This window comes from Bacillus sp. C-3-6 (genome assembly GCF_054509685.1).
This window is the reverse complement of the sequence record NZ_CM137247.1, coordinates 2,775,621-2,801,779: the sequence shown is the minus strand read 5'-3', so window position 1 is coordinate 2,801,779 and position 26,159 is coordinate 2,775,621. Positions and strand designations below refer to the sequence as shown.

Sequence of the window (26,159 nt, the reverse complement as noted above, 5' to 3'; positions counted from 1 at the left end):
GGTGGGTTTAACGTGCAAGTAAAAGATCAACTATCATCATTACAACCATATAAACCAGGTAAATCACCAGAACAAATGAAAGAAGTGTACGGAGATCATTCGTTTGTGAAATTAGCATCGAATGAAAATCCATTCGGTTGTTCACCGAGAGTTTTAGAAGAGTTGCAAAAATCTTGGTTGGAACATGCTTTATATCCTGACGGAGGTGCTACGACGCTCCGTCAAACAATCGCGGATAAGTTGCATGTGCAAATGGAACAAGTACTTTGTGGTAGTGGTTTAGATGAAATCATTCAAATAATAAGCCGCGCCGTATTACGAGCGGGAGATAACATTGTAACAGCAGGTGCAACATTCCCGCAATACCGTCATCATGCGATTATTGAAGGCTGTGAAGTGAAAGAAATTCCTTTAAATAACGGTGTATACGATTTAGACGAAATTTTGTCAGCGGTAAATAATAATACGAAAATCGTATGGATTTGTAATCCGAATAACCCGACGGGCACATATGTGAATGAGCAAAAATTAACTCAATTTATTGAAGGCATTAGTGAAAATACGTTAATTGTCATTGATGAAGCGTACTATGAATACGTAACAGCAAAAGATTTCCCTGAGACATTATCGCTTTTAGAAAAACATAAAAACATTCTTGTACTTAGAACGTTTTCTAAAGCATACGGATTAGCTTCTTTCCGCGTTGGATATGCGATCGGACAGGAAGAGCTAATTGAGAAATTAAATGTCGTACGTTTACCATTTAACGTATCTTCATTAGCGCAAAAAGCAGCTACGATTGCTTTTGGTGATAACGAGTTTATTGAAGAAATAGTTCACGTGAATACAGAAGGATTACAGCAATACGAGAGTTTCTGTAAGGAAAACGAAATACCATTTTATTCGTCACAAACTAATTTCATCTTCTTACCGGTAGAGAATGCTGGAGAGATTTATGAAGCTTGTGCACATGCAGGGTTTATTATTCGTCCATTCCCAAATGGTGTCCGTATTACAGTTGGAACAAGGGAGCAAAATGAAGGAGTGATTTCAGTGTTAAAACAACACTTTGAAAACAAAAAAAGTAAGTCTCGAGATGAGGCAAATGCGTAAAAAGGTAGTATTAATTGGAACAGGTTTAATAGGAGGCTCTCTCGCCTTAGCAATTAAGAAAGAGCACGATGTAACGATAACAGGGTACGATATATTTCAAGAGCAAGTAGAGCGTGCAAAAGAATTACATGTAGTAGATGAAGTAGCAGTTGATTTACAACATGCATGTGAAGAGGCACATTTAATTATTTTTGCTTCTCCAGTTGAAGAAACGAAGAAGCTATTACACAAACTTGCTTCATTCCGTTTACGAGAAGATGTTATAGTGACTGATGTTGGTAGTACAAAAGGGTCTATTATGAACGAAGCGGAAGCTTTATTTTCAAAGGAAGTTTCTTTCATTGGGGGACATCCGATGGCGGGTTCTCATAAAACGGGAGTTGAAAGCGCAAAGGCGCATTTATTTGAAAATGCATTTTACATTTTAACACCGATGAATCATATACCAAATGAACAAGTGGAAGACCTTAAAGTATGGTTAAAAGGAACAGGATCTCATTTTCTTGTTTTAAATACAGAAGAACATGATTATGTAACAGGGATTGTTAGTCATTTCCCGCATCTTATCGCAGCAGGTTTAGTAAAGCAAGTTGAGAAACATGCAGGAGATAATCCGCTCATTCATCAACTCGCTGCGGGAGGTTTCAAAGACATTACACGTATCGCATCTAGTAGTCCGAAAATGTGGAGTGATATTGTAAAGCAAAATCGAGAGCATTTAATGGTATTATTAAAAGAGTGGATCTCTGAAATGGAAGGTTTATATAAGACAGTTTCTACCGGAGATGCAGGCGAGATTCAAAACTATTTTGCAGATGCGAAAGAATACCGTGATTCTTTACCAGTAAGAAAGAGTGGTGCAATTCCTGCCTATCACGACTTATACGTTGATGTATTAGATAAGGTGGGGGCATTGGCTCATATTACGAGTATTTTAGCGCGCGAGGAAATTAGTATTACGAACTTGCAAATATTAGAAGCGCGTGAAGGACTGCTTGGGGTATTACGTATTAGTTTCCAAAGGGAAGAAGATCGTATGAAAGCAAAGCTAGCGCTTGGAGAAGAAGAATACCAAACTTATGAAACAATTTAAATGAGAAGGTGAAAAACGTGAAAGAAAGAATAATACAACCTGTTAATAACGGATTGAATGGCAATATTACAATCCCAGGTGATAAATCCATTTCACACCGTGCTGTTATGTTCGGTTCGATTGCAGAAGGGAAAACAACAATTAAAGGTTTCTTGCCCGGTGCAGACTGTTTAAGTACTATTTCATGTTTTAAAGAAATGGGAGTAGAAATTACGCAAAACGGTGATGAAGTTACTGTAGTTGGTAAAGGATTAGAAGGTTTACAAGAACCGAAAGCTGTATTAGATGTTGGTAATTCTGGTACAACAATTCGATTAATGTCAGGTATATTAGCTAACACACCATTTTTCTCTTGCGTACAAGGTGATGAGTCTATCGCAAAAAGACCGATGAAGCGTGTAACAAACCCATTAAAACAAATGGGTGCAAACATTGACGGCAGAGAAGAAGGAACATTTACACCGCTAACAATACGTGGCGGAGATTTAAAAGCAATTGAATATATTTCTCCTGTTGCAAGTGCACAAGTAAAGTCAGCTATTTTACTTGCAGGTCTTCGTGCAGAAGGTGTAACAGCTGTTACAGAACCACATATTTCACGCGACCATACGGAAAGAATGCTTGAAGCATTTGGTGTTAAAGTAACTCGCGAAGGGAAAACAGTGAGGCTGTCAGGTGGACAAAAATTAACAGCAACAGACATTCAAGTGCCAGGTGACGTATCATCAGCAGCATTTTTCTTAGTAGCAGGTGCAATCATCCCAAATAGTAAACTAGTATTACAAAATGTAGGAATGAATCCAACTCGTACAGGTATTATTGATGTTTTAGAGAAAATGGGTGCTACGTTCACTGTAGATATAATTAACGAAGGGGCATCAGAACCAGCTGCAAATATTACAATTGAAACATCTTCATTAAAAGGAATTGAAATTGGCGGAGATATTATCCCTAGATTAATCGATGAGATTCCTGTAATCGCATTAGCGGCAACGCAAGCGGAAGGAATTACAGTAATTAAAGATGCACACGAATTAAAAGTAAAAGAAACAAATCGTATTGATACAGTCGTTGCTGAGTTAACGAAACTAGGAGCTCGCATAGAAGCAACTGATGACGGCATGATCATTTACGGAAAATCAGCTCTAAAAGGCAATACAGTAAATAGTTATGGTGATCATCGCATCGGAATGATGCTTGCGATTGCTGGCTGCCTGGCAGAAGGAAAAACAATTATTGAAGATGCAGAAGCAGTAGGTGTATCATATCCTACATTCTTTGATGAACTTCAAAAGTTAGCTAAATAATAAGGATGGAAAGCAGATACGTGATGTATCTGCTTTTTTTGTTAAAATGTCTTTCTAATTTCACTTACCGAACTAAAATAGAAAGAATTGTGATACAATTCAAACAGGGAATGGAGGAGAATTATATGAATGTCATACAATTAAAAGAAGATAAGTTCAGAGAAGCATTACGTTTATCAGAATACGCTTTTCAATATAAAGTAGATGAGGAACGATTACAGCAGCAACTTACAAAGATGAAGGAAAGTCATGAAATATACGGCATTATGGAAGGGGAAGACTTAGCAGCAAAATTACATCTTATTTCGTTTCATATTTACATAGGTAAAGAAAAATTTAAAATGGGTGGCGTTGCAGGGGTAGCGACGTATCCTGAGTATAGAAGAAGTGGGTATGTAAAAGAGCTACTTCAACATTCACTTCAAACGATGAAAAAAGATGGCTATACAGTCTCTATGTTACATCCATTTGCGGTTTCATTTTACCGTAAATACGGCTGGGAACTTTGTGCGAATTTAGTCACATGTCATATGATTAAGAGCGATTTAGTGATGAAAAAACAAGTAAATGGAACTGTGAAACGTTTTAATAAAGAAAATCATCCAGAAGAGGTCGAAAAGCTCTATGAAGTATTTACAGAACGTTTTTCAGGTATGCTAGTTCGAGAGAAGAACTGGTGGTTACAAGCGGTTTATGATGATTTAACATTAGCGATTTACTATGATGAAAATAAAAGGGCAGCAGGTTACATGTTATACAAAATAGAAAACTATAAAATGACAGTAGAAGAATTTGTACCACTACATAATGAAGCACGAAATGGTCTGTGGAACTTTATTTGCCAGCATGATTCTATGATTAAAGAACTTGAAATGACAGTAAGTGAAAACGAACCGTTGTTATATTCATTGCAAGAGCCACGCGTGAAGACAGAAATAAAACCATATTTTATGGGAAGAATTGTAGATGTAGAGCAGTTCTTAAAACAATATGAGTTGAATTGGAACAATGTACAGCAAGAAGTGATCCTACACATTACAGACGCATTTGCTCCGTGGAATAACGTAACAGTGAGACTTGCAAATCATGAAATAACAATTGTAGAAGAAACAACGGAAAAAGGAATAAAACTGGATATAAATGCACTATCGGCAATAATGTTTGGTTATAAACGCCCATTAGAACTAAATGAACTTGAATTAATAAGTGGAAGTGACGAGGCAATACGGTCAATTGAGAATCTAGTACCAGTGCGTAAGCCATTTATTTATGATTTCTTTTAATTTGTATGTATGAAGGTGGGCTATCCTAAGTGAAATTTCGGGATAGCTTCCTCTTATATTGTGAATTTTTGTCGGTAAGTCAATATATCATGAGAATCGCTGATATAATTTTAAGTTGCGCCAATATATCCAGAAAGTCACTCATATAATTTCATTCACAAATAGAGGATAAAAAATCACAGTTATACTTTGTCACGCACTTGACTTTTAATTCATGTAATTTATAATTAAAAACGGAATGAATTTTCATTCCTGGAAATTGAGGTGGAAAAATGGCTAAAAACAAACAAGAGGATATTTTTGATGCTGCAATACAACTTTTTGCAGAACGAGGTTATGATGGTACAACAATTCCGATGATTGCTGAAAAAGCAAAAGTAGGCGCAGGTACGATCTACCGTTATTTTGAAAATAAAGAAGCGCTTGTTAATTCTTTATTTACGAAAAGTGTTTTACAACTATCGGAATTAATAAAAAATGATTTCCCGGTCGGTGCAAATATTCGTGAACAGTTTAGCCATACATACAACCGTTTATTTGAATTTGCGAGACAAAATGCAGATGCTTTTCTTTTTACAAATTCTCACTGTGATAGTTATTTTCTAGATGAACATAGCAATGAAATATTCGAGGACTTCATGGGTTTCTTCATGAACTTGATTGAAGATGGAATCGAAAAAGGTTTGCTTCGTCCATTACCACCAATTGCTTTAATTATTATTGTATATCAACCAATTGAAAAATTAATTAAAGTAATGGAAACAGGGCAGTTAGAATATACAGATGAATTAGTAAAGGAATTGGAAGAAAGTTGTTGGAATGCTATTAGAATCATTTGATTCTATAGCATTATAAGGACAGGAATGAACATTCATTCCGAGAGAGGTATGAAAAAGAATAACAGGAGATGATAAATCTTTACAACTAAAGTAATGAATATTCATTCCGTATTACCTAGTTTAATAAAGTTAATGAATAATTTAATAGAATGATAGGAATGAACGTTCATTCCGTGTGTAAATTTCATAATGGGAGATGATTTAAATGAGCAAGTTAAAAAGTTGGAGAAGTTTATCTTTTCTATTATGGATAGTTATTACTATTACAATGGTTGTAACGATGCCTAATATGGATAAATTAGTGAAGGAAAAAGGGAAAATTACAATCCCTAATACAGAACAAAGCAGCATTGCTGACAAGATGATTAAAGAGATGGATAAAGAAGGGGTTGAAAAGTATGAAATTATAGCCGTTTTTAATAGTGGCAATAAGGCAGCTTTAACAGATGAACAAAAGAAGGAAATAACAAAAACGATCAACGCCCTGCAAAATGAAAAAGAGCAATTAGGAATTAAGGAAGTTGTTTCGCATTTAGATAATAAAGACTTGGAGAAACAATTAGTTTCTAAAGATAATACGACTATTTTAACGCAAATATCGATAGATAAAAAACATGGTGAAATATCAAGGGTTTCAAATAATCTGCATGAAAAGGTGCAAACGAAAGGAGTAAAAACGTATTTAACAGGAAGTGACTTAATAGCGGGTGATTTTCTTAAATCCTCTCAAGAGGGAGTGAAAAAGACAGAAGTTATTTCAATCATTTTCATTCTTGTAGTATTAATCCTCGTATTTCGTTCACCAGTTGTTCCGATTGTTTCTCTTCTTACAGTCGGTGTGTCGTATTTAGTTTCAATGGGGATTATTGCTCAGCTTGTAGATCAATTTAATTTCCCATTTTCAAACTTTACACAAGTGTTCGTAGTCGTCGTCCTCTTTGGAGTAGGAACAGATTATAACATTTTATTATATACGAGGTTTAAAGAAGAATTAAGTAAACAAGAAAATGCATTTTTGGCCACGAAAGAAACATTTAAATCGGCAGGTAAAACCGTATTATATAGCGGTATAGCGGTGCTAATTGGTTTTGCATCACTTGCGTTAGCGAGTTTTAAATTATATCAATCTACTTCAGCGGTAGCAATTGGTGTTTTAGTATTACTACTCGTATTAACGACTTTAAATCCATTTTTTATGGTGCTTTTAGGAAAAGGAATGTTTTATCCAGTTAAAACATTTAAAGGTCATGAGGATAGTCGCTTATGGGGATTCTTTGCGAAAAACTCAGTAGCAAGGCCATTTGTCGCTTTAATCATCGTATTTGTAATATCGATTCCTTTCATATTAAAATACTCTAATACACTAAATTACAATGATTTATTTGAAGTAGATAATAAGTATGAATCAAAGATGGGTATTAACGTAATAGAGGATCATTTTCCGCCTGGTTTCTCTTCACCGAGTACATTAGTCATTCAATCTGATAAAAAGCTGGATGAAGGAACTTCTCTACAAATTTTAGACGAATTAACTGATAAAATTTTGAAAGTTAAAGGTGTATCAGAAGTATATGCACCAACACGTCCAACTGGTGAGAAGATAAAAGAATTATATTTAAATAAGCAAGCGGGAGAATTGAATACAGGATTAGGAGATGCCGATGGTGGCATAAAGGAAATTAATGATGGATTAACGGATGCGAAAAATAAAATGGGAAGTAATGATTCAAATAGTCTTGCGAATGTTCAAAAATTAATTGATGGAACGAACGAGGCGAAAAACGGGGTATCAGCATTAGGAACAGCTTTACATCAATTATCAAATGGCATAAACGACGGTGCACAAGGGGCACAGCAAATTGAGAGTGGCTTAGCTTCAGTAAACGAAAATATAAATGTTCTATCTAATGCAACGTCGCAGCTGCATGCTGGTTATGCACAGTTAGAAAAAGGTTTAAGCTCTTACGATCAATACTTCGGAAGTATTTCTCAAGCAATTGATGGTGCGAAAAAGGGATATGAACAAATTGAAATGTTAATGACCAATTTCGTTCAAACGAAACCAGAACTAGCGAATGATTCAAACATACAACAAACGATAGGGATTGCTAAAGAAGCTCAAAAAAAATTAAATATACTTTCAAAAGAATTAAATCAATTAGCAACGCAGCATAAAGCAGCGATGAGTTCATTTAAAGAAGCGAATCAATCGTTACTGAAAGTGGATAACGGCTTAAAAGAAATGAACAATGGAATTAATAAGTTACAAAAGGGAGCAGCGGATCTTAAAAATGGATTAAATGAAGGTTCTGCAGGTTCAAAACAAATTGCGAATAAATCAGCTGAGTTACAATCTGGATTAACGAAAATAAACGATGGGCAAGGGCAACTTTTAACGGGCCTTAAAGACCTGCAGGAAAAGATGGGGCAATTACAATCTGGTTTATCTAAAAGTACAGAAGGGCTTGGAAAAGTAAGCAATGGCCTGCATGACGCGCAGAAATATTTAGGGGAGCTCAATGAATCGAAAAGCTCTGAGAAGTTTTATATTCCAAAAGAAGTGTTAGAGGGAGAAGATTTCCAAAAAGCATTGAACACGTACATGTCACAAGATAGAAAGATTGCTAAAATGACCATCATTTTAGATGTAAATCCGTATTCAAAAGAAGCAATGCCGATTATTCAAGAAATCAATAAAACAATCGAAGGCACTGTAAAGGGAACGGAATTAAAGGATGCGAAAACAGCAATTGGCGGAACAACAGCTAGAAACGTTGATTTAAAAGAAGTAACGGGGCAAGATTTCTTACGTACAGCTACGATTATGTTATTTGGAATTGCGATTGTATTAATGGTAATTACACGTTCATTATTAAATACAATATATATTATTGGCTCATTACTATTATCGTACTTTGCATCGCTTGGTATAAGCGAACAAATTAGTGCACATGTATTACATGTAGAGTCATTAAGCTGGAATGTTCCATTCTTTAGCTTCATTATGATTGTCGCTTTAGGAGTGGATTATAGTATTTTCGTAATGATGCGCTATAACGAGGTAGAAGGGGATTCGGTAACGAAAATTATAACTGCATCTCGTCATATAGGAGGAGTTGTATTATCAGCGGCGCTAATTTTAGTAGGGACATTTGCAGCATTAATCCCTTCAGGTGTATTAACACTTATACAAGTAGCATCAGTTGTTGGCGTTGCACTATTACTATTAGCTTTAATCGTGATGCCGATATTGTTACCTGCTTTAATGGGATTAACGAGTAAATTGAAGAGTTATAAAGAAAAGATAATAAATACGAAATAAGTGAAGACTGTAGGGGATGATTTCTCTACAGTTTTTCTATATATAAAATTTCGAATGAAAAATGAATCCAATGTATTACAGAATGAGAAGTGAATGGTTATATGAGAAAGAGGTCGATGATATACATACAATAGCTAGAGGAATGGATAAAAACTATCCGATTTCATTATAGAAAGGTAATCAACCGTTGCTATTCATCCAGCTTCTACTATATAATAGCTATAGTCTACAATAATTGAGTCGTAATATGCGATTTTTTAAGACAATCGGTGAGAAAACGCTGAAATAAGCGGTATTAGTAGGAGGACACAAATGATTACAGTAAGTAACGTTAGTTTGCGTTTCGCGGATCGCAAATTATTTGAAGATGTTAACATAAAATTCACGCCAGGTAACTGCTACGGTTTAATTGGAGCAAACGGTGCTGGTAAATCAACATTTCTAAAGATTTTATCTGGAGAAATTGAACCATCAACAGGTGACATACATATTACGCCAGGTGAGCGTCTAGCAGTATTAAAACAGAACCACTTCGAATATGAAGAGTTCCCAGTATTAGAAACAGTAATTATGGGTCACACGCAACTTTACAAAGTAATGCAAGAGAAAAATGCTATTTACATGAAAGAAGACTTTAGTGATGAAGATGGTATGCGTGCTGCAGAACTTGAAGGTGAGTTCGCTGAGCTTAACGGTTGGGAAGCTGAGTCAGAAGCTGCAATCCTTCTAAAAGGTCTTGGTATTGGTGAAGATCTTCATGACAAAAAATTATCAGAATTGACTGGTGCAGAGAAAGTAAAAGTATTACTTGCTCAAGCATTATTCGGTAAACCTGACATTCTATTACTAGATGAGCCTACCAACCACTTGGACTTAAAAGCGATTCAATGGTTAGAAAACTTCTTAATGAACTTTGAAAATACAGTAATCGTTGTATCCCATGACCGTCACTTCTTAAATAAAGTATGTACGCACATGGCTGATCTTGATTTCGGTAAAATTCAACTTTATGTTGGTAACTATGACTTCTGGTATGAGTCAAGCCAATTAGCTTTAAAATTAACACAAGATGCTAATAAGAAAAAAGAAGAGAAAGTAAAAGAGTTACAAAACTTCATTGCACGCTTTAGCTCAAACGCATCTAAAGCGAAACAAGCAACTTCTCGTAAAAAATTATTAGATAAAATTACATTAGATGATATTAGACCATCATCACGTCGTTACCCATTCGTTGGCTTCACACCTGAGCGTGAAATAGGAAATGACTTATTAACTGTTGAAGGCCTTTCTAAAACAATTGATGGCGAAAAAGTGTTAGATAATGTGTACTTCACTTTAAATAAAGGTGATAAAGTTGCATTTATCGGTCGTAACGATATCGCGATGACAACATTATTTAAAATCCTTATGGGTGAAATGGAGCCAGATAGCGGTTCATTCAAATGGGGTGTTACAACATCTCAATCTTACTTCCCAAGAGATAACTCTAAGTACTTTGAGAACAGTGACTATAACTTAGTTGATTGGTTACGCCAATTCTCTCCACAAGATGAGTCAGAAAGCTTCTTACGTGGTTTCTTAGGCCGTATGTTATTCTCAGGTGAAGAAGTTAAGAAGAACGTTTCTGTATTATCTGGAGGCGAAAAAGTTCGTTGTATGTTATCTAAAATGATGTTAAGTGGTGCGAACGTAATCACACTTGACGATCCAACGAACCACTTAGACCTTGAGTCTATCACTGCATTAAACAACGGTTTAATTGCTTTCAAAGGTACAATGTTATTCACATCTCATGACCATCAGTTCGTACAAACAATTGCAAACCGCATTATCGAAGTAACACCAAACGGTGTAATCGATAAAGAGGCAACTTACGATGAGTACTTAGAAAATGAAGAACTTCAAAAACAAGTAGATGCAATGTACAAAGGTCAATAATATATCATGAAAAAACTCGCTCTTTTTAGAGCGAGTTTTTTTGTCGAGAAAACATAACACTACTGGTAGGGTAAATGAATAATTATTCAAATATAATATTAGTGAACATGAGGGTTTTTCATGTATGGAAGAGATGTAATGACTTTAAGATTTAGTTGAAGCAGGGGAATGTAAGGTGAGCAATATAATTAAATAACATTATTTTGTCATGTGAAATATGTACCAAAATTGGAGATAGAATAGTTTGCGAATGAGTTTATAAAGGTATATAGTATGGGATGTCATAATTAGTGGATGAATCTTGGGAGAAAACAGGAAATGTTACAAATTTATTTTGTTAAATAGAAACCAAGGTCAAAATGTTTAAAAAGAAATAGTTGAATAAATACTAGCTTCAAATTATAATTACTAATATTCTTCATATAGTTAAATAAAGATAATCTATTTGAAGAAGAAAATTTGAATAGAGAGACAGACTTATAAAAAATAAGCCTTGGATGATTAAAAGAGGTGGAGAAATGAAACAGTTCTTATTAAAGAGCAAAAGTGTGTTAAGCAATCATTTTGGATTCTTTCTGTTTGCCGTTATTTTATTTTGGCTCAAAACATATGCCGCGTATGTAACGGAATTTAATTTAGGAATTTCAAACACAATCCAAAAATTCTTGCTGTTTTTTAACCCGCTTAGTTCAGCAGTTCTATTTTTAGGACTTGCATTATTTGCAAAAGGGAAACGATCTTATATTTGGCTAATTGTCATCAACTTGTTATTGTCAATTCTTTTATACGCAAACGTAGTATACTATCGCTTTTTCAGTGACTTTATTACGTTCCCGACATTAACACAAACGAATAACTTTGGAGATTTAGGTGGTAGTATTCTTGCATTGCTACATCTTTATGATCCACTATACTTTTTAGACACGATTATATTAATTGTGTTAGTCGCAACAAAATTTGCAAATCCAAAACCAATTCGTGTTGCGAAGCATAAATTATCTCTAGTATTTGTAGCAGGTATTTTATTATTCAGTGTTAACTTAGGTCTTGCAGAGTCTGACCGTCCTGAATTATTAACAAGAACGTTTGACCGTAATTATATTGTGAAATATTTAGGGGCATACAACTACACAATTTATGATGGAATTCAAAGTGCGAAAGCATCGACAGAACGAGCATTAGCTGATGGCGATAATATGACAGAAGTACGAAATTATTTAACATCAACTTATGCAAGTCCAAATCCTGAGTATTTCGGTAAAGGAAAGGGAATGAACGTAATTTATATTCATTTAGAGTCATTCCAAAACTTCTTAATTGATTACAAATTAAATGGTCAAGAAGTTACACCGTTCTTAAACTCATTTACAAAAGATGCGAATACACTATACTTTGATAACTTCTTCCATCAAACAGGACAAGGGAAAACATCTGATGCGGAGTTTATGTTAGAGAATTCAATGTTTGGTTTACCGCAAGGTTCTGTCTTTACAACGAAATCTCATAATACGTATCAATCAGCACCAGCTATTTTAGGACAACAAGGATACACATCAGCAGTATTCCACGGTAACTACAAAACATTCTGGAACCGTGACGATATTTATAAATCATTTGGTTTTAATAAATTTTTTGATGCGTCATACTACGATATGAATGAAAAAGACGTAGTAAACTATGGATTAAAAGATAAACCGTTCTTTAATGAATCTATTCCGTTATTACAAACGTTGAAACAACCGTTCTATACGAAGTTTATTACGTTATCGAACCATTTCCCTTATCCAATCGATAAGGCAGAAGCAACAATTGAACCAGCGACAACAGGCGATTCATCAGTAGATACGTACTTCCAAACAGCACGCTATTTAGATGAATCTGTAAAAGGTTTCATCGATTACTTGAAACAATCTGGTTTATATGATAACTCAATTATCGTTATGTACGGAGACCATTACGGTATTTCAGATAATCATAACGCAGCAATGTCAAAAGTAATGGGTAAAGAAATGAACTCATTTGAAAATGCACAGTTACAACGTGTGCCTTTAATCGTTCGTGTACCAGGAGTGAAAGGTGGCGTACAACATCAATATGGCGGTGAAATTGACGTTCTTCCTACGTTATTACACTTACTAGGTACAGATACGAAAAACTATGTTCAATTCGGTTCAGATTTATTATCACCAGAGCATAAACAAGTCGTTGCGTTCCGTAACGGTAACTACGTAAGCCCAACTGTTACTGCACTAAACGGCAAATACTATGATACAACAACTGGAAAACCTGTAGAATTTACAGATGAAATAAAGAAAAATGAACAAATGGTTCAAAACTCACTAAAATACTCTGACCAAGTCGTAAATGGTGACTTATTACGATTCTACACACCGGAAGGATTCACTCCAGTAGACCGTTCGAAGTATAACTATAACAATCGTGATAAAAACAAAACGAAGGTAAAAACGACTCCGGAAGGGGAAGCTAAATAATAAAAAGCGCTATTCATATGAATAGCGCTTTTTATTTGTAAATATACCATCATTATTAGACAGAACTAGCTGTTGCTTTTTGTTTTGCCTTTCCGAAGAAAACTACACCGACGATGATAATAATGATAAATGTCCATTTAATGAAAGGGTTACTTTCAAAAAATCCAGCAAACCATTTCTCATCTACAATCATTTTTGCAGCAGTATAAGCTAAAACCGCTGCTCCAATCGTAATGATGACAGGAAAACGATCCACCCATTTTAAAATCAATGTACTGCCCCATACGACTACAGGAATAGAAACTAATAGACCAATGATTACTAAAGAAAAGTTACCATGGGCAGCTCCTGCAACAGCGAGTACATTATCAATGCCCATTAACGCATCAGCGATAATAATGGTTTTAATAGCAGACCAAAATCCTTCTTCGGCTTTAATATCATGATTTTTGCCCTCAGCAATCAACTTGTAAGCGATCCATATGAGAAGTACACCGCCAATTAGGAGTAAACCAGGTATTTTTAATAACCAAACGACAACTAAGGTAGCGAGGGCTCTAATAGCGATCGCCCCGACAGTACCCCATATGATAACTTTTTTTTGTTGGTCTTTCGGTAATCTTCTTGCTGCTAATCCAATTACGATGGCATTATCTCCGGCTAACACTAAATCGATTACAATGATGGCAAGCAAGGCAGACAAATATTCAGATGAGAGAAACTCCATATACATATCACTCCTTATGGTTAATATGTGCTAAGCTATATTAAAAATTCTAAAGATCTTTTTGTCATTGCTGTAAATGAATAATGAGGGGAACTTTAGAATTAAAGGAAAATAAAGTATTCCATCGGGGGAATGTATGCTGAAGTAATTTTTAAAGCACAATCATTGCACTACAGAGAAAACAAAATTTGGACTTATATTTGGAGGTAATAAAAGATATTATATTAATAGAAAACGATTACAAAATCTAATTTTGCAAAGTTAGTATCTATACTTGCAAGTCAATTAGTGAACAAGTATAGAAAGGGTGTACACCATATATGATATTAGGTAATCGAAGTGTAAATATTTTGCAACAGATTATTCAAGCAGAAGGTTATGTGTCTATAAATCAATTAATTGATGTAATTCGAGTTTCTAAGCGAACAATTTATTATGATATTAAGAAGATTGAAGATTGGTTAGAAGAGGAAGGGCTACATTCAATTGAATATATCCGGCCTCTAGGTTATTGCTTAAATAATGAAACGAAACAGATAATAGTAAAAAAATTAAATGAATTTACGAGTGATCAATATGAATATTCTCCACAAGAAAGAAAAATATGGTTAATTTTATGCTTACTCATAAAGGAAAACAGAATTTTATTAGAAGACTTAATTGACCTTTTACAAGTAAGTCGTAATACTGTGCTTACAGATTTAAAAAAGCTAAAAGTAGAACTAAATAAGTATGATTTATTATTACAATTTGGGCGTAAACAAGGCTATCAAATTGCTGGAGATGAACAGGATAAACGAAATTTGTTAATTTCCAGTCTCTCTCACATTATTTCCAAAAACGGCTGGGAGTATTTAATATCACAAGTAAAATGCATTATAACTGACATGAGGAATGAAAAAGATACTCTGGAACGAGAAACACTTTACAACATAAAAAATATTCTTTCAAACTGTGAAGAGTTTTTAGGTATCCAATATACAGATGAGGTGCTTGAAAATTTAAGCGTTTACATGTATTTGTTCCATAGACGTATTTTAAAAGGACAGTACATTGAAATGGAAGAAGCAGAAAAAAATGTTCTTCGAGATTCAAAGCAATTTGAAGCAGCAAAGTATATCGCGAAGCAGTTTGAGCGAAAGTTTGCTGTTAAATTCCCAAGTGATGAAATTTATTATATTACGACGCATTTGTTAGGGGCAAAAGTAAATTACCAGGAAAATATGTATGAAAAAAATAATAAGGATGAAATACATTTGGTTGTTGACAGGATGATTAAAGAATTTCAGGACTATGCTTGCGTTATATTTGAAGATTTTAACGGGCTGTCTTCAGACCTATATTTGCATATGAAACCCGCATTTTATCGGGTGAAGTATGGAATAGATATTGAAAATCCATTACTGAATACGATTCAGCAAAATTATAAAGAGGTATATTGTCTTACAAAAAAAGTGATTCATCATTTTGAAGAATATGTGAGAAAATCTGTTTCAGATGATGAGATTGCATATATTACTATGCATTTTGGAGCGTGGATGAGGAAAGAAGGAATCGTTCCCAATCCGCGGAAAACTGCGCTACTTGTATGTCCGAATGGCATTGGAACATCACGTATGTTGCAATACCAATTAGAAAAATTATTTTCAAATGTGGATATATTAAATGCAATTTCAAAGCGAGAATATGAATCAAATACATTTGATGTAGATTGTATTATTACAACTACTGAAATTGAGAAGAGAGGGGTACCTGTTTTTAAGGTGAATCCAATTCTAACTGATTCTGAAAAAGCATCTCTTTTAAGAAACGTAAATGGAGTATTCTATGGTGAGAATCAAAAGGATTCTGTTGATGTAGTCATGGGAATTATTCGAAAATATTCCGATGTAGTAGATGAGCAATCTTTAAAAAGAGAATTGACTGAATTTATGAGTGGTCCGGTGTATTTTGAGAAGGAGGAGAAATATAAACCAATGTTAAACGAACTTTTAACTAAAGAGTTTATTCAACTTCAAAATCGAGTTGATAATTGGAAAGATGCGATAAAGGTAGCAGCTGAACCGTTATTACAAAATCAATATATCATTGAAGAATATATTGATGAAATGATTGTAAATGTAGAAAAATTAGGTCCCTATATTGTTATTGCACCTAAAATTGCAATACCACATGCTCGTCCAGAAGCAGGAGTTAAGCAGCTAGGAATGAGTTTACTACAGTTAAAAGAAAGTGTTTCATTTTCAGAAAAACAAGAGCATGCTGCTAATTTGATTATTGTGCTAGCGGCTATAGATAATGAAACACATTTAAAAGCATTAGCACAATTAAGTGAGATGCTATCTGAACAAAACAATGTGGAAATGTTAATACATTCAGATTCAAAAGATAAATTATTAGAAATGATAGCTAAATATTCTAATTAAAGGGGAAATTAAAATGAAAAAAGTATTAGTTGTATGTGGAAATGGTTTAGGAAGTAGTTTTATTGTGGAAATGAATGTGAAGAAAATTTTAAATGAACTAGGATTACAAGCAGAAGTATCTCATACAGATTTAGCTTCTAGTAAATCTGAGCAAGCTGATTTATATTTAGGTGCAAAAGATATTATTTGTAATCTTGAAGATGGCACACGCACAGTTGCTGGTTTAACAAATATTTTAGATCAAAATGAAATTAAAGAAGCATTACAAAAACACCTGATGTAGTACAGTGAAAGGGGAGTAATGCTATGTTTGATATAATAATGAAGGATATTTTGGGACAGCCTGCAATATTAGTTGGATTATTTGCTATGTGTGGTTTACTACTGCAAAAGAAAAACTTTGCAGACACAGTTTCAGGAACCTTAAAAACAATTATGGGCTTTGTCGTTTTAGGAGGCGGAGCTACTATATTAGTAGGAGCTTTAGACGTTTTTGGTAAAATATTTGATAAAGCATTCCATATTAAAGGTATAATTCCAAATAATGAAGCTGTTGTTGCAATAGCTCAGCAAACATTAGGAAAAGAAACGGCATTAATCATGGTATTTGGTATGATTACAAATTTAATAATCGCACGATTTACGAAATTTAAATATGTATTTTTAACTGGTCATCATACGCTCTTCATGGCATGTTTAATTTCAGCGGTATTTTCAACTACAGGGATGCAAGGCGCTTCACTAGTCATTATTGGGTCAGTTATTTTAGGGGCACTCATGGTGATTTTTCCAGCATTACTACAACCGTATGTTAGAAAGATTACAGGGATGGATGATATTGCAATTGGCCATTTCGGTTCTGTTGGATATTTAGCGGCAGGGTTTGTTGGAAGTAAATTTGGAAATAAAGAAAAATCAACAGAACAAATTCAAGTTCCGAAATCACTTGGTTTCTTGCGTGATACATCAGTATCTATGTCATTAACGATGGCTGTATTGTTCTTTATTGTCGCGCCATTTGCTGGTAAGGGGTTTATCGAAACTGAATTAAGTAACGGACAAAATTATCTCGTTTATTCTTTCATGCAGGCCATTACGTTTGCAGCAGGTGTATATATTATTCTAGCAGGTGTACGTATGTTAATTGCAGAAATTGTACCTGCATTTAAAGGGATTGCGGATAAACTTGTACCAAATGCAAAACCGGCATTAGATTGTCCAACAATCTTTCCGTTTGCACCAAATGCAGTTATTATTGGCTTTTTAACAAGTTTTATTGCTGGACTCCTTTCCATGTTTCTGCTTCCATTTATCGGTTTAAGTGTAATAGTACCAGGATTAATTCCTCACTTCTTCACAGGAGCAACAGCAGCTGTATTTGGAAATGCAACAGGAGGTAGAAGGGGAGCGATACTTGGCGCTTTTGTAAATGGGTTACTAATTTCATTCCTACCAGCGATATTATTACCTATATTAGGTGGTTTAGGATTTGAGAATACAACATTCGGGGATTCTGATTTCGCAGTGGTCGGTATTTTGATTAGTGAAATTGTGAAGTTAGTTGGCTATATTTTTTAATATATGGAATAAAAAAAGACTTGATAACCTACTAGAGGGAATCAAGTCTTTTCATTACATACGATTATCATGCCAGAAGTTTAATGGGAAATGTTCGTTCTCATTATATGCTTCTAATTCATATCCTTTTTCTTTCAGTCCTTTAATAATTCCAGGTACTGCTTTTACTGATTGTGGATGAATATCATGCATAAGGATAACTTCTGTTGGATTTGTAGCACCATGTAACACGTTCTCTACAATTTTAGCAGATGCAGCATCAACTTGCATTTTGTTGTATTTCCAGTCTAAAGAATCAATTGTCCAATCCCAAACTTTTAAGCCATTTTCTACAACTTTGTTGCGAAGAGCTTCGTTTAATCCTGGCATAGAGCCGTAAGATGGACGAGTTAATACTGGTGATTTACCTAAAACACCAGCGATTAAGCCTTGGTCTTCCTTCATTTCATCTACGTAATGACCTTCTGTGTAAAGTTTCTTGTAGTTATGAGTCATACTGTGCATCCCAACGTAGTGGCCTTCAGCATCTTCGCGTTTTACAAGATCAGGGAAAGCTTTTACGTTTGAACCAATTAGGAAGAATGTTGCTTTTGCATTTTCTTTCTTTAACATATCTAAAAGCTCAGCTGTGTATTTTCCAGGACCATCATCAAATGTTAAATAAGCGACTTTTCTAACTTGCCCGTTATAATGTTTAGGAGCTTCTTTCGGAGCAAGAGATGTTTGAATCTCACTTACAAGTTGAACAGATTTTGCTTCATCCTCTGTACTAGCTAGAGCAGTATGTACTGATCCCAAAGCCGCTTCGTATGTGAATAATACCCCCGCACAAACTAACATAGCCCTTTTTACTAAAGTTGTCATTCGAATTCCATTGTGCATAATTTTCCTTCTCTCTATAAAAGTTCTACTCTACTATATTAGCAATTATAGGTAGGGAAATGCAAAAAAACTTTTTTACAAGTGTAAAAAAGTTTACTCAAAAGTATGCAAGATTTTATATCAATTGCAGTTTTGAAAAATAGGATGAATTTAAACTTTATTATTTAAACTTTCAATCATCAAATTTAAATCTTCTAATAAGGATGCATGCGCTTTTTTAGGAGAACCTGTATCAAAGGGAGGCTGAGGGTCGTATTCTAACATGAGTTGAACTGCTTTGCTTTTTTCATCTCCAAATTCCCAAGCTATTAACTGAAGGGCCATATCAATACCTGCAGATACACCAGCAGCTGTTATAATTTTTTCATGGCGCACGAATCTCTCTTCAGTTGGAATAGCTCCGAGAGAACGAAGTAAGTTAAAACAGCTCCAATGACTAGTAGCATTAACACCATTTAGTAGACCAGTAGCACCTAAGATTAAGGAGCCCGTACATACAGTTGTAGTCCACTTTGTCGTTTTATGTATTTGGAGAATCCAATTAAGAGTTTCTTCATCCTTCATAAGTTGTGTAAAGTTTGGTGGACGACATCCGGGAATAATAAGAATATCTGCTGAAGTAATTTCATTAAAATTGTAATCAGCATGTAAATAGCCCATTTTCGAATCTAATTTTATTAATCCCTTCGTTTTAGCAACAAATTTTATGTTGTTGTTGCTTTCTGCAGCAAATACTTCGTATGGACCAATAGCATCTAATGCAGTAATTCCATCATAGAGCATAATAACGATTTCCATTAAAACCTCTCCTTTATTTGTTACGAATTGAATCTAGTAACGATAAGGAAGATAAAATTATTGAATATTCTTTTATCGTTTCTTTAAATATACTATACCTCTAATGTGTATCGCTTAGTGCAACTATGTCAAAGGTGTGACGAAATCTATGAATAGGTTCATTTATTTTGAAAAGATGTATTCACTTATTTAATGGGTAAAAGTTTAATTTACTTGGAATTTCTATTAAAAACGATATGCAACTTTCACAGAAAGAAGAAATGAAAAATATAGTACTTAGGCTAAAGTCTTAAAACGAAAGGAGACTAATCATACTTTCGTATCATTTCATTTTCATTCCAATTATTGATTCGAATATTTTTGCTTTTTATTAAAATATTGGTAAAGAAACAATTACATGAAAAAAGGAGTGGGAATATGGATAATTATATTTGCACTACATGTGGAGTACAGTATCCCGAAAATGAAGAAGCACCTTCTCGCTGTAAAATTTGTAATGAGGAAAGACAATATGTTAATCCAATTGGGCAGTCATGGACAACATTAGAAACGATGCAAAATAGCAATTTATACAAAAACGAAATAATAAAAGAAGAAAGCGGTTTGTATAGCATTACTACTAAACCTAAATTTGCGATTGGACAAACAGCATTTTTAATACAAAGTAAAACTCTAAATGTTATGTGGGATTGCATTAGTTATTTAGATGATAAAACGATACAACGTATATATGATTTAGGTGGTATTCAAGCAATAGCACTTTCTCATCCACATTATTACTCTACACAAGTTAAATGGGCGGAAACATTCAATGTACCTATTTATATTCATGAAGATGATAAAGAGTGGGTGGTTCGTCCGAGTAAGCAAATTAAATTTTGGTCTGGGGAGCATCTGATATTATCGGAAGAACTTACATTGCATCGCTTAGGAGGCCATTTTAAGGGCGGAACTGTTATACATTGGAAAGACGGTAATGAAGGGAAAGGCATTTTGTTATCAGGTGATATTATACAAGTAGTTTCGGATCGAAAATGGGTAAGTTTTATGTATAGTTATCCCAATCTCATTCCATTACCAGCGAATAAAGTTAGAGATATGGCAGAGAAGGTAAAAGATATCCAATTTTGTCGACTATATAATGCATTTCATGGTGTGGTGGAAGATGCGAATAAAGCTGTACAAAGATCTGCTGATCGGTATATAAAGGCCCTGCAAGGAGAACTATTTCATACGTAATAGCTTGTAATTCATCTCTACATTTATATAACTAATTTTATACTAAAGTCCTATTGTTTATTAACTAATAGGTCTTTCAACTTAGGAAGTTCACACTAATGAGGGATGTTAAAGGGAATATATGTAACCTATACTAATTACTATAAAGCTTTGGAAAATGAAAAGGAGGAGATTTGCATGAAGAATTGGATTCAATTTAGAATTGCAAGACCAACAGATAAATTTGAAGAAGTGATAAATTTTTATGAAACAGGATTAGGTTTAAAACGTATAGGGGAATTTCACAATCATGAAGGATATGATGGGGTTATGTTTGGCTTACCAGATGAAGAGTATCATTTGGAGTTTACTACACATGTTAATGGAAGTCCATGTCCGGCACCGACAAAAGATAATTTACTAGTTTTTTATATGCCTAATAAAGATGAAATTGAAAAGATAGTGAATCGATTAAGTAATATGGGCTATCATGAGGTGGAACCAGAAAACCCGTATTGGATAGAGAAAGGAACCACAATAGAGGATCCAGATGGTTGGAGAATTGTGCTTATGAATGCATCTGAATAAAGAAACTATTTTCATATGAAATAGAGTGTAACAAAATGATTTAGACATAAATCCCTACAGTGTTTGTAGGGATTTTTATATAAGAAGATCTTATTGAGAGAGTTATTAAAATGTAGAAAGTATTTTGGCTGAGAACAAATGTAATAAACATAATTTATGAAGGAGGTATAAAAGTATGATAGTAAACCATTTTGAAGAGTTTTCTAAACATGTTGGAAATACACCTCTCATGAAATTAAAATGCGAAGAAACGAAGGACCTTTCTATCTATGCTAAATGTGAATGGCACAATCCTACAGGATCGATTAAGGATAGGGCAGCACTTGGAATGATTAATAAATATTTACAAGAAGCGGACAAAAAACAAAATATTTTAGAGTATAGTGGTGGAAGCTTAGCGAGGTCAATTGGGTGTATTTGTAATTATTTAGGGATTCAATGCACGTTAGTTTTAAGTTCTGGAACCGGTAAATCTCTATTAAATGAACTTGATCGTTATGGTGCTAACGTAATCTTAGTTGATAAATGTAAAGGGTTCTACGCAGTAATTGAGAAAACAGTAGAGATTAGTAAACAAAATCCAGAATTATACTTTTTATTCCAACATTATAATAATGCAAATCTAGTAAGTCATATAGAAGGTACAGGGCGAGAAATTATTGCACAAATGATTGGAAAACCAATACATGCATGGGTAGCATCTGCTGGTACTGGTGGAACTCTAATGGGAGTCTATACAGCAATAAAGAATTATACAAAAAATGTTGAACTACATTTAGTAATGCCTGCTGAATTGCCTTATGGTTCGGAACAACCACCAAATGATTTAAAGAAATATGCTGGATCAGGTGGGTTCGGCTTAGGAAGGAAACAACATTTCATAGAACAGGAAGAAAATTTGATAGAAAAACAATGGACTTATTCATATGAAGATACCCTGTATGAAATGGCACGTTTTTACAAAGATACTGGTATAAAAATAGGAACTTCTGCGGCAGCGAATTTATTAGCAGCTAAACAAATTGGGAAAGAAAAAGGTGCGAATTTTAATGTAGTTACAGTTTTTCCGGACGCAGGATCAATAGAAGAGTGGTCAGATGTAAAAAATTTAGTTGAAAATAGGGAATAGACCAAATGATAGAGAGAATCATTAAAAGTTCTATTGTAGTTTATATCTTATTCTACGCAAAATTGATACCATTAAAAAACTGTATGTTTAACATGTACAGTTTTTTAATGGTGTAGCTGTGCAATGTTTAGAAATTTCACATACCGTATTTTAAAAATAAATATAGGAAAACCGAAAAGTAATGTAGAATATATCGTACATACATATATACAGTCAACATAAAAGATAAAGAGGTGGGTATATGTTACTTGAGGAAGTAATGCAGCAACTAGAGGAATATGGAACAGAACAAAATCGTAAAACGTATAAAAACCACGGAGCGAAAGAGCCACTATTCGGAGTTAGTTTTGCAAATTTAAAATTGTTAAAAAAGAAAATAAAAAAAGATCACGATTTAGCAGTTGAATTGTGGGAAACGAAAAATATGGACGCAATGATATTAGCAACTTATATTTTAGACCCGAAGAATATAACAGCAGAACAGCTTAATAGTTGGGTTCAGGATGTTGATTATTACTGTTTAATGGATGTTTTTATGACATCTATATGTACTTCGCCAATTGCAATAGAAAGAATGGAAGAGTGGACAAAGTCTAATGATGAATGGATTGGAAGAGCTGGCTGGTCTTTATTAGCAAATATATCGATTAAAAATAAAACGTTACATGATGATTTCTTCTCTCCATACTTAGAAGAGATTAAAGAAAATATACATAATGAAAAAAATAGAAAAAAAGAAGCGATGAATAGTGCTTTAATCGCAATAGGAATTCGTAATGAAGACTTAGAGCGACAAGCGATTGAAATTGCACGTGAAATTGGAAAAGTAGAGGTTGATCACGGTGCAACATCATGTAAAACACCAGATGCAGAAAGCTATATAAAAAAAGCGAGAGAAAGAGCTCAAAAAAAGAAAGTGAAATAAGAAAAGAGGAACGGCTATGAAACCAATTGAAGCAGCACAAAGCTACATCACAATTTCCGAATTGTGATGTAGCTTTACTCGGTGGAAGCGTTGCACGAGGAGAAGCGACGAAAACATCTGACCTTGATATTGTAATAGTTGACCAAAGTTTAACTTCTTGTTATAGAGAATCTTTCTATAGTAATGGATGGCCTGTTGAGGTGTTTGTTCATAATTTTACAACATATAAAACCTTTTTCAAAATGGATTGTGATCGAGGGAGACCGTCGTTACCACAATTAGTTTCAGAAGGGGTTGCATTAAAAGGGGAAAAGGAAATTGTTGAGAAATTAAAAAAAGAAGCGAATGATTTACTACATAAAGGACCAGCTAAATGGACCGAAGAAACGATTAAGCAGAAGCGATATTTTATTACGGATACTTTAGATGACTTTATTGGTGCAACAAAAAGAGAAGAAGAATTGTTTATCGCTAATTTATTAGCGGATTTAGTACATGAATATGTATTAAGAGTAAATGGTAGGTGGCTTGGGAGTTCAAAATGGTTTATTAGAGTGCTAAGAAGATATGATGAGCAATATGCAAACAAATTTGTAGCGGCTTTTGATCATTTTTATAAAACGGGAGAGAAAAATGAATGTACCATATGTTCAATTAAGAGAATTGACACTAGATGATGTAGAAGATCGCTATCGTTACAGTATATTAAAAGAAGAGTATGAATCAAAAAATAATAACCTATAAAAATATTATGTCAATTAAAAAGGGGAAGATAAAATGATTCGATTACTTACAAAAGCGGATGCAAAACAATATTGGGAGTTACGTTTACAAGCACTACAAGTAAATCCAGAAGCATTTGTAACGACTTATGAAGAAGCAGTACGTCAAGAAAACCCTCTTGAACGCGTTGCTAGTAATCTTTCATCCAACAGTAGTTTTACATTTGGTGCTTTTAATAATGAAAATCGTTTAGTTGGGGTTGTTACTTTATTAACAGAAGAAAAGGACGCATATAAGCATAAAGGGCATATCGTTGCAATGTATGTAGATACTGAAAATCGAAGAAGTGGTCTTGCACGTGATTTAATACGTAAAGCAATTGAAAGGGCAAAAGAGATGAAGTTAGAGCAATTGAATTTAGGGGTTGTGTCAACGAACGAACCAGCCAAACGATTATATGAATCAATGGGATTTAAAACGTACGGAATTGAAAAAAGGGCTATAAAAATGAATGGTGTGTATAGTGATGATGAACATATGGTGTTGTTCTTTTAAGAGAGGAAGTTTTGTATGAAAGATCTCCATTTAGAAAGAAATCTGGACCCTCAAGTAGCGATTTTGTATGCGACGGTTGCTGATACGTTTAATAGATTGCAAAGGTTAGTAGAAGGTACTGAAGAGAACGAACTATCCTATAAAGGGTCTGAAAATAATGAAAATAGTATTGGGCAGTTACTTCAGCATTTAGCAGTTGTCGATTTACATTGGGTGTATCGTTTCAAGGGAGAAGATGTTCCAACAGCATTTGAAAATAAATATGGTCCTATGTTGAATGAAGTAGGAGAAATACCGAGTTTAAGAAAATACACGTTGCAAGAGTTAATGCAAGATTATGAAGCAGTGCAAAAATTGTTTTATGAAGAATGTATGAAACTAACAGAAACTGATTTAACGCGGGAAGTTTTGTATGAAAAAGGGGAAAATGCGACTATAAGATGGGGAATTTGGCATATAGCAGATCATAATCGGTATCATCAAGCACATATAAGTCGATTGAGGAAATTATATAGAGAATATAAACTACATATTCTTTAATTTTTGAATGAACAAACGCCCCTAAATAATAATTAAAGGAGGCGTTTATTTTTATTTGTTTGCTTTTCTTCCCAAGCTATCATTAAATTTTTATGATAATCTTTTGGTTTTTCAATAGAAAACCAGTAAATTGAATGTGCAATAGTTGGTAGCCATCTTTTATGGCGGATTCGTATATTTTCATGGTGAGTATAATGGGTCGAGATTAAGGTAGATTTTGACCCTTGAAAATTTTGGTATGTAATATCCTTGATTTCATACCAATACACTTTATTCCCATGCAAATCTACTACAATTCCTTCATCATCCCAATAGGAACCTATATCGTTTGCACGTGTTTTCCATAAGGTTAGGGCATACTTTAGTAGCCATAAGGAGAAAAATATTGAAATAATTCCTAGTAAATCAAATTCTTCCATTAAAGATAAAACACTTATTAGAAGGAAAACAACTCCGAAAGAAAGTACAAATAAAATAGATTGTATAGAGGCTCTGTATATTTTCAGTGTTATTACATCCATAGAAGTAACTTATTTTTAAAATTATTTCTGTTTAATGTTTTTATATTAAGTATAATAAATGAATGTATTATTATCTTTTTCATTGCAAGTGAATGGAAAGTGAAATGTAAGTTTGAATGTAGATTTTTCATCGCGTATACTAAAATATATGTTATAAAGATT

Annotated in this window: 21 protein-coding genes and 1 pseudogene; 18 read left to right on the top strand and 4 right to left on the bottom strand. The window is 34.0% G+C overall.

Annotation, left to right across the window (positions count from 1 at the left end; all coding sequences use genetic code 11):
* Positions 1–12 precede the first annotated feature (12 nt).
* The 8 genes from hisC (at position 13) to ACW0JX_RS14435 (ending at position 13,387) form a co-directional block, all read left to right on the top strand.
* Complete coding sequence (hisC, locus tag ACW0JX_RS14470) at positions 13–1,113, top strand: histidinol-phosphate transaminase (RefSeq protein ID WP_098976097.1); 1,101 nt, start codon at positions 13–15, stop codon at positions 1,111–1,113.
* Complete coding sequence (tyrA, locus tag ACW0JX_RS14465) at positions 1,106–2,206, top strand: prephenate dehydrogenase (RefSeq protein WP_071732053.1); 1,101 nt, start codon at positions 1,106–1,108, stop codon at positions 2,204–2,206. Before hisC ends, tyrA begins: the two co-directional genes overlap by 8 nt.
* 17 nt (positions 2,207–2,223) lie before the next feature.
* Positions 2,224–3,513 carry a 3-phosphoshikimate 1-carboxyvinyltransferase gene (gene aroA / locus ACW0JX_RS14460; RefSeq protein ID WP_098976098.1) on the top strand — a complete coding sequence of 430 codons (1,290 nt, stop codon included), beginning with the start codon at positions 2,224–2,226 and terminating at the stop codon, positions 3,511–3,513.
* Between the two features lie 125 nt (positions 3,514–3,638).
* Complete coding sequence (locus tag ACW0JX_RS14455) at positions 3,639–4,796, top strand: GNAT family N-acetyltransferase (protein WP_459244858.1); 1,158 nt, start codon at positions 3,639–3,641, stop codon at positions 4,794–4,796.
* A gap of 272 nt (positions 4,797–5,068) precedes the next feature.
* Entirely contained in the window at positions 5,069–5,635 is a 567-nt protein-coding gene (locus tag ACW0JX_RS14450) for a TetR/AcrR family transcriptional regulator (protein ID WP_001107291.1), read from the top strand.
* A gap of 205 nt (positions 5,636–5,840) precedes the next feature.
* On the top strand, positions 5,841–8,957 hold the full coding sequence (locus ACW0JX_RS14445; RefSeq protein WP_459244857.1) for an MMPL family transporter: 3,117 nt from the start codon (positions 5,841–5,843) through the stop codon (positions 8,955–8,957).
* Positions 8,958–9,269: 312 nt separating this feature from the next.
* A complete protein-coding gene (locus ACW0JX_RS14440) occupies positions 9,270–10,895 on the top strand; it encodes an ABC-F family ATP-binding cassette domain-containing protein (protein WP_000633860.1) in 1,626 nt (541 codons plus the stop codon).
* A 518-nt stretch (positions 10,896–11,413) separates the two neighbouring features.
* A complete protein-coding gene (locus ACW0JX_RS14435; protein ID WP_000808748.1) occupies positions 11,414–13,387 on the top strand; it encodes an LTA synthase family protein in 1,974 nt (657 codons plus the stop codon).
* A gap of 55 nt (positions 13,388–13,442) precedes the next feature.
* On the opposite strand, the gene ACW0JX_RS14430 is transcribed toward ACW0JX_RS14435, so the two are convergent.
* Positions 13,443–14,114 (bottom strand): TerC family protein, encoded by a 672-nt coding sequence (locus ACW0JX_RS14430; RefSeq protein ID WP_340783517.1) that lies wholly within the window; start codon positions 14,112–14,114, stop codon positions 13,443–13,445.
* A gap of 320 nt (positions 14,115–14,434) precedes the next feature.
* On the opposite strand from ACW0JX_RS14430, the gene ACW0JX_RS14425 reads away from it, so the two are divergent.
* Genes ACW0JX_RS14425 through ACW0JX_RS14415 form a run of 3 tightly spaced genes read left to right on the top strand, consistent with a single transcriptional unit; the run spans position 14,435 to position 18,118 of the window.
* The gene (locus tag ACW0JX_RS14425) at positions 14,435–16,540 is read left to right on the top strand and encodes a BglG family transcription antiterminator (RefSeq protein WP_095690674.1); all 2,106 of its coding nucleotides are present in this window, start codon (positions 14,435–14,437) and stop codon (positions 16,538–16,540) included.
* A 13-nt stretch (positions 16,541–16,553) separates the two neighbouring features.
* Positions 16,554–16,823: a PTS sugar transporter subunit IIB gene (locus ACW0JX_RS14420; protein WP_000757316.1), complete on the top strand. Its 270-nt coding sequence runs from the start codon at positions 16,554–16,556 to the stop codon at positions 16,821–16,823.
* Positions 16,824–16,846: 23 nt separating this feature from the next.
* Positions 16,847–18,118, top strand: a complete 1,272-nt coding sequence (locus tag ACW0JX_RS14415; RefSeq protein ID WP_340783522.1) for a PTS ascorbate transporter subunit IIC — start codon at positions 16,847–16,849, stop codon at positions 18,116–18,118.
* A 54-nt stretch (positions 18,119–18,172) separates the two neighbouring features.
* Here ACW0JX_RS14415 and ACW0JX_RS14410 read toward each other — a convergent pair whose 3' ends face one another.
* Positions 18,173–19,000, bottom strand: a complete 828-nt coding sequence (locus ACW0JX_RS14410; protein ID WP_000551449.1) for a peptidoglycan-N-acetylglucosamine deacetylase — start codon at positions 18,998–19,000, stop codon at positions 18,173–18,175.
* Between the two features lie 150 nt (positions 19,001–19,150).
* Positions 19,151–19,798, bottom strand: a complete 648-nt coding sequence (locus ACW0JX_RS14405; protein WP_000407025.1) for a DJ-1/PfpI family protein — start codon at positions 19,796–19,798, stop codon at positions 19,151–19,153.
* 417 nt (positions 19,799–20,215) lie between these two features.
* Between ACW0JX_RS14405 and ACW0JX_RS14400 the strand changes: the two genes are divergently transcribed.
* The 7 genes and pseudogenes from ACW0JX_RS14400 (at position 20,216) to ACW0JX_RS14370 (ending at position 25,476) form a co-directional block, all read left to right on the top strand.
* Positions 20,216–21,037, top strand: a complete 822-nt coding sequence (locus tag ACW0JX_RS14400) for an MBL fold metallo-hydrolase (RefSeq protein WP_069355807.1) — start codon at positions 20,216–20,218, stop codon at positions 21,035–21,037.
* Between the two features lie 177 nt (positions 21,038–21,214).
* Entirely contained in the window at positions 21,215–21,604 is a 390-nt protein-coding gene (locus tag ACW0JX_RS14395) for a VOC family protein (protein WP_098842038.1), read from the top strand.
* Positions 21,605–21,779: 175 nt separating this feature from the next.
* Entirely contained in the window at positions 21,780–22,733 is a 954-nt protein-coding gene (locus ACW0JX_RS14390) for a PLP-dependent cysteine synthase family protein (protein WP_078401530.1), read from the top strand.
* 241 nt (positions 22,734–22,974) lie between these two features.
* Positions 22,975–23,658 carry a DNA alkylation repair protein gene (locus tag ACW0JX_RS14385; protein WP_098976104.1) on the top strand — a complete coding sequence of 228 codons (684 nt, stop codon included), beginning with the start codon at positions 22,975–22,977 and terminating at the stop codon, positions 23,656–23,658.
* Between the two features lie 16 nt (positions 23,659–23,674).
* Positions 23,675–24,296, top strand: a pseudogene (locus ACW0JX_RS14380) (nucleotidyltransferase domain-containing protein); the annotation flags it as partial.
* 139 nt (positions 24,297–24,435) lie between these two features.
* Positions 24,436–24,936: a GNAT family N-acetyltransferase gene (locus ACW0JX_RS14375; protein WP_000620322.1), complete on the top strand. Its 501-nt coding sequence runs from the start codon at positions 24,436–24,438 to the stop codon at positions 24,934–24,936.
* Positions 24,937–24,951: 15 nt separating this feature from the next.
* Entirely contained in the window at positions 24,952–25,476 is a 525-nt protein-coding gene (locus ACW0JX_RS14370; protein WP_000653846.1) for a DinB family protein, read from the top strand.
* Positions 25,477–25,508: 32 nt separating this feature from the next.
* On the opposite strand, the gene ACW0JX_RS14365 is transcribed toward ACW0JX_RS14370, so the two are convergent.
* A complete protein-coding gene (locus tag ACW0JX_RS14365) occupies positions 25,509–25,895 on the bottom strand; it encodes a hypothetical protein (protein ID WP_000390805.1) in 387 nt (128 codons plus the stop codon).
* Between the last annotated feature and the right edge of the window lie 264 nt (positions 25,896–26,159).

Excerpts from the sequence above, each read along its gene's own strand:
- ACW0JX_RS14425 (WP_095690674.1), top strand. The coding sequence starts at position 14,435 with ATGATATTAGGTAATCGAAGTGTAAATATTTTGCAACAGATTATTCAA.
- ACW0JX_RS14410 (WP_000551449.1), bottom strand. The coding sequence starts at position 19,000 with ATGCACAATGGAATTCGAATGACAACTTTAGTAAAAAGGGCTATGTTA.
- ACW0JX_RS14385 (WP_098976104.1), top strand. The coding sequence starts at position 22,975 with ATGTTACTTGAGGAAGTAATGCAGCAACTAGAGGAATATGGAACAGAA.
- ACW0JX_RS14415 (WP_340783522.1), top strand. The coding sequence starts at position 16,847 with ATGTTTGATATAATAATGAAGGATATTTTGGGACAGCCTGCAATATTA.
- ACW0JX_RS14435 (WP_000808748.1), top strand. The coding sequence starts at position 11,414 with ATGAAACAGTTCTTATTAAAGAGCAAAAGTGTGTTAAGCAATCATTTT.
- ACW0JX_RS14390 (WP_078401530.1), top strand. The coding sequence starts at position 21,780 with ATGATAGTAAACCATTTTGAAGAGTTTTCTAAACATGTTGGAAATACA.
- ACW0JX_RS14430 (WP_340783517.1), bottom strand. The coding sequence starts at position 14,114 with ATGGAGTTTCTCTCATCTGAATATTTGTCTGCCTTGCTTGCCATCATT.
- tyrA (WP_071732053.1), top strand. The coding sequence starts at position 1,106 with ATGCGTAAAAAGGTAGTATTAATTGGAACAGGTTTAATAGGAGGCTCT.
- ACW0JX_RS14400 (WP_069355807.1), top strand. The coding sequence starts at position 20,216 with ATGGATAATTATATTTGCACTACATGTGGAGTACAGTATCCCGAAAAT.
- ACW0JX_RS14365 (WP_000390805.1), bottom strand. The coding sequence starts at position 25,895 with ATGGAAGAATTTGATTTACTAGGAATTATTTCAATATTTTTCTCCTTA.
- ACW0JX_RS14420 (WP_000757316.1), top strand. The coding sequence starts at position 16,554 with ATGAAAAAAGTATTAGTTGTATGTGGAAATGGTTTAGGAAGTAGTTTT.
- ACW0JX_RS14370 (WP_000653846.1), top strand. The coding sequence starts at position 24,952 with ATGAAAGATCTCCATTTAGAAAGAAATCTGGACCCTCAAGTAGCGATT.
- ACW0JX_RS14405 (WP_000407025.1), bottom strand. The coding sequence starts at position 19,798 with ATGGAAATCGTTATTATGCTCTATGATGGAATTACTGCATTAGATGCT.
- ACW0JX_RS14455 (WP_459244858.1), top strand. The coding sequence starts at position 3,639 with ATGAATGTCATACAATTAAAAGAAGATAAGTTCAGAGAAGCATTACGT.
- ACW0JX_RS14375 (WP_000620322.1), top strand. The coding sequence starts at position 24,436 with ATGATTCGATTACTTACAAAAGCGGATGCAAAACAATATTGGGAGTTA.
- ACW0JX_RS14440 (WP_000633860.1), top strand. The coding sequence starts at position 9,270 with ATGATTACAGTAAGTAACGTTAGTTTGCGTTTCGCGGATCGCAAATTA.
- ACW0JX_RS14445 (WP_459244857.1), top strand. The coding sequence starts at position 5,841 with ATGAGCAAGTTAAAAAGTTGGAGAAGTTTATCTTTTCTATTATGGATA.
- ACW0JX_RS14395 (WP_098842038.1), top strand. The coding sequence starts at position 21,215 with ATGAAGAATTGGATTCAATTTAGAATTGCAAGACCAACAGATAAATTT.
- ACW0JX_RS14450 (WP_001107291.1), top strand. The coding sequence starts at position 5,069 with ATGGCTAAAAACAAACAAGAGGATATTTTTGATGCTGCAATACAACTT.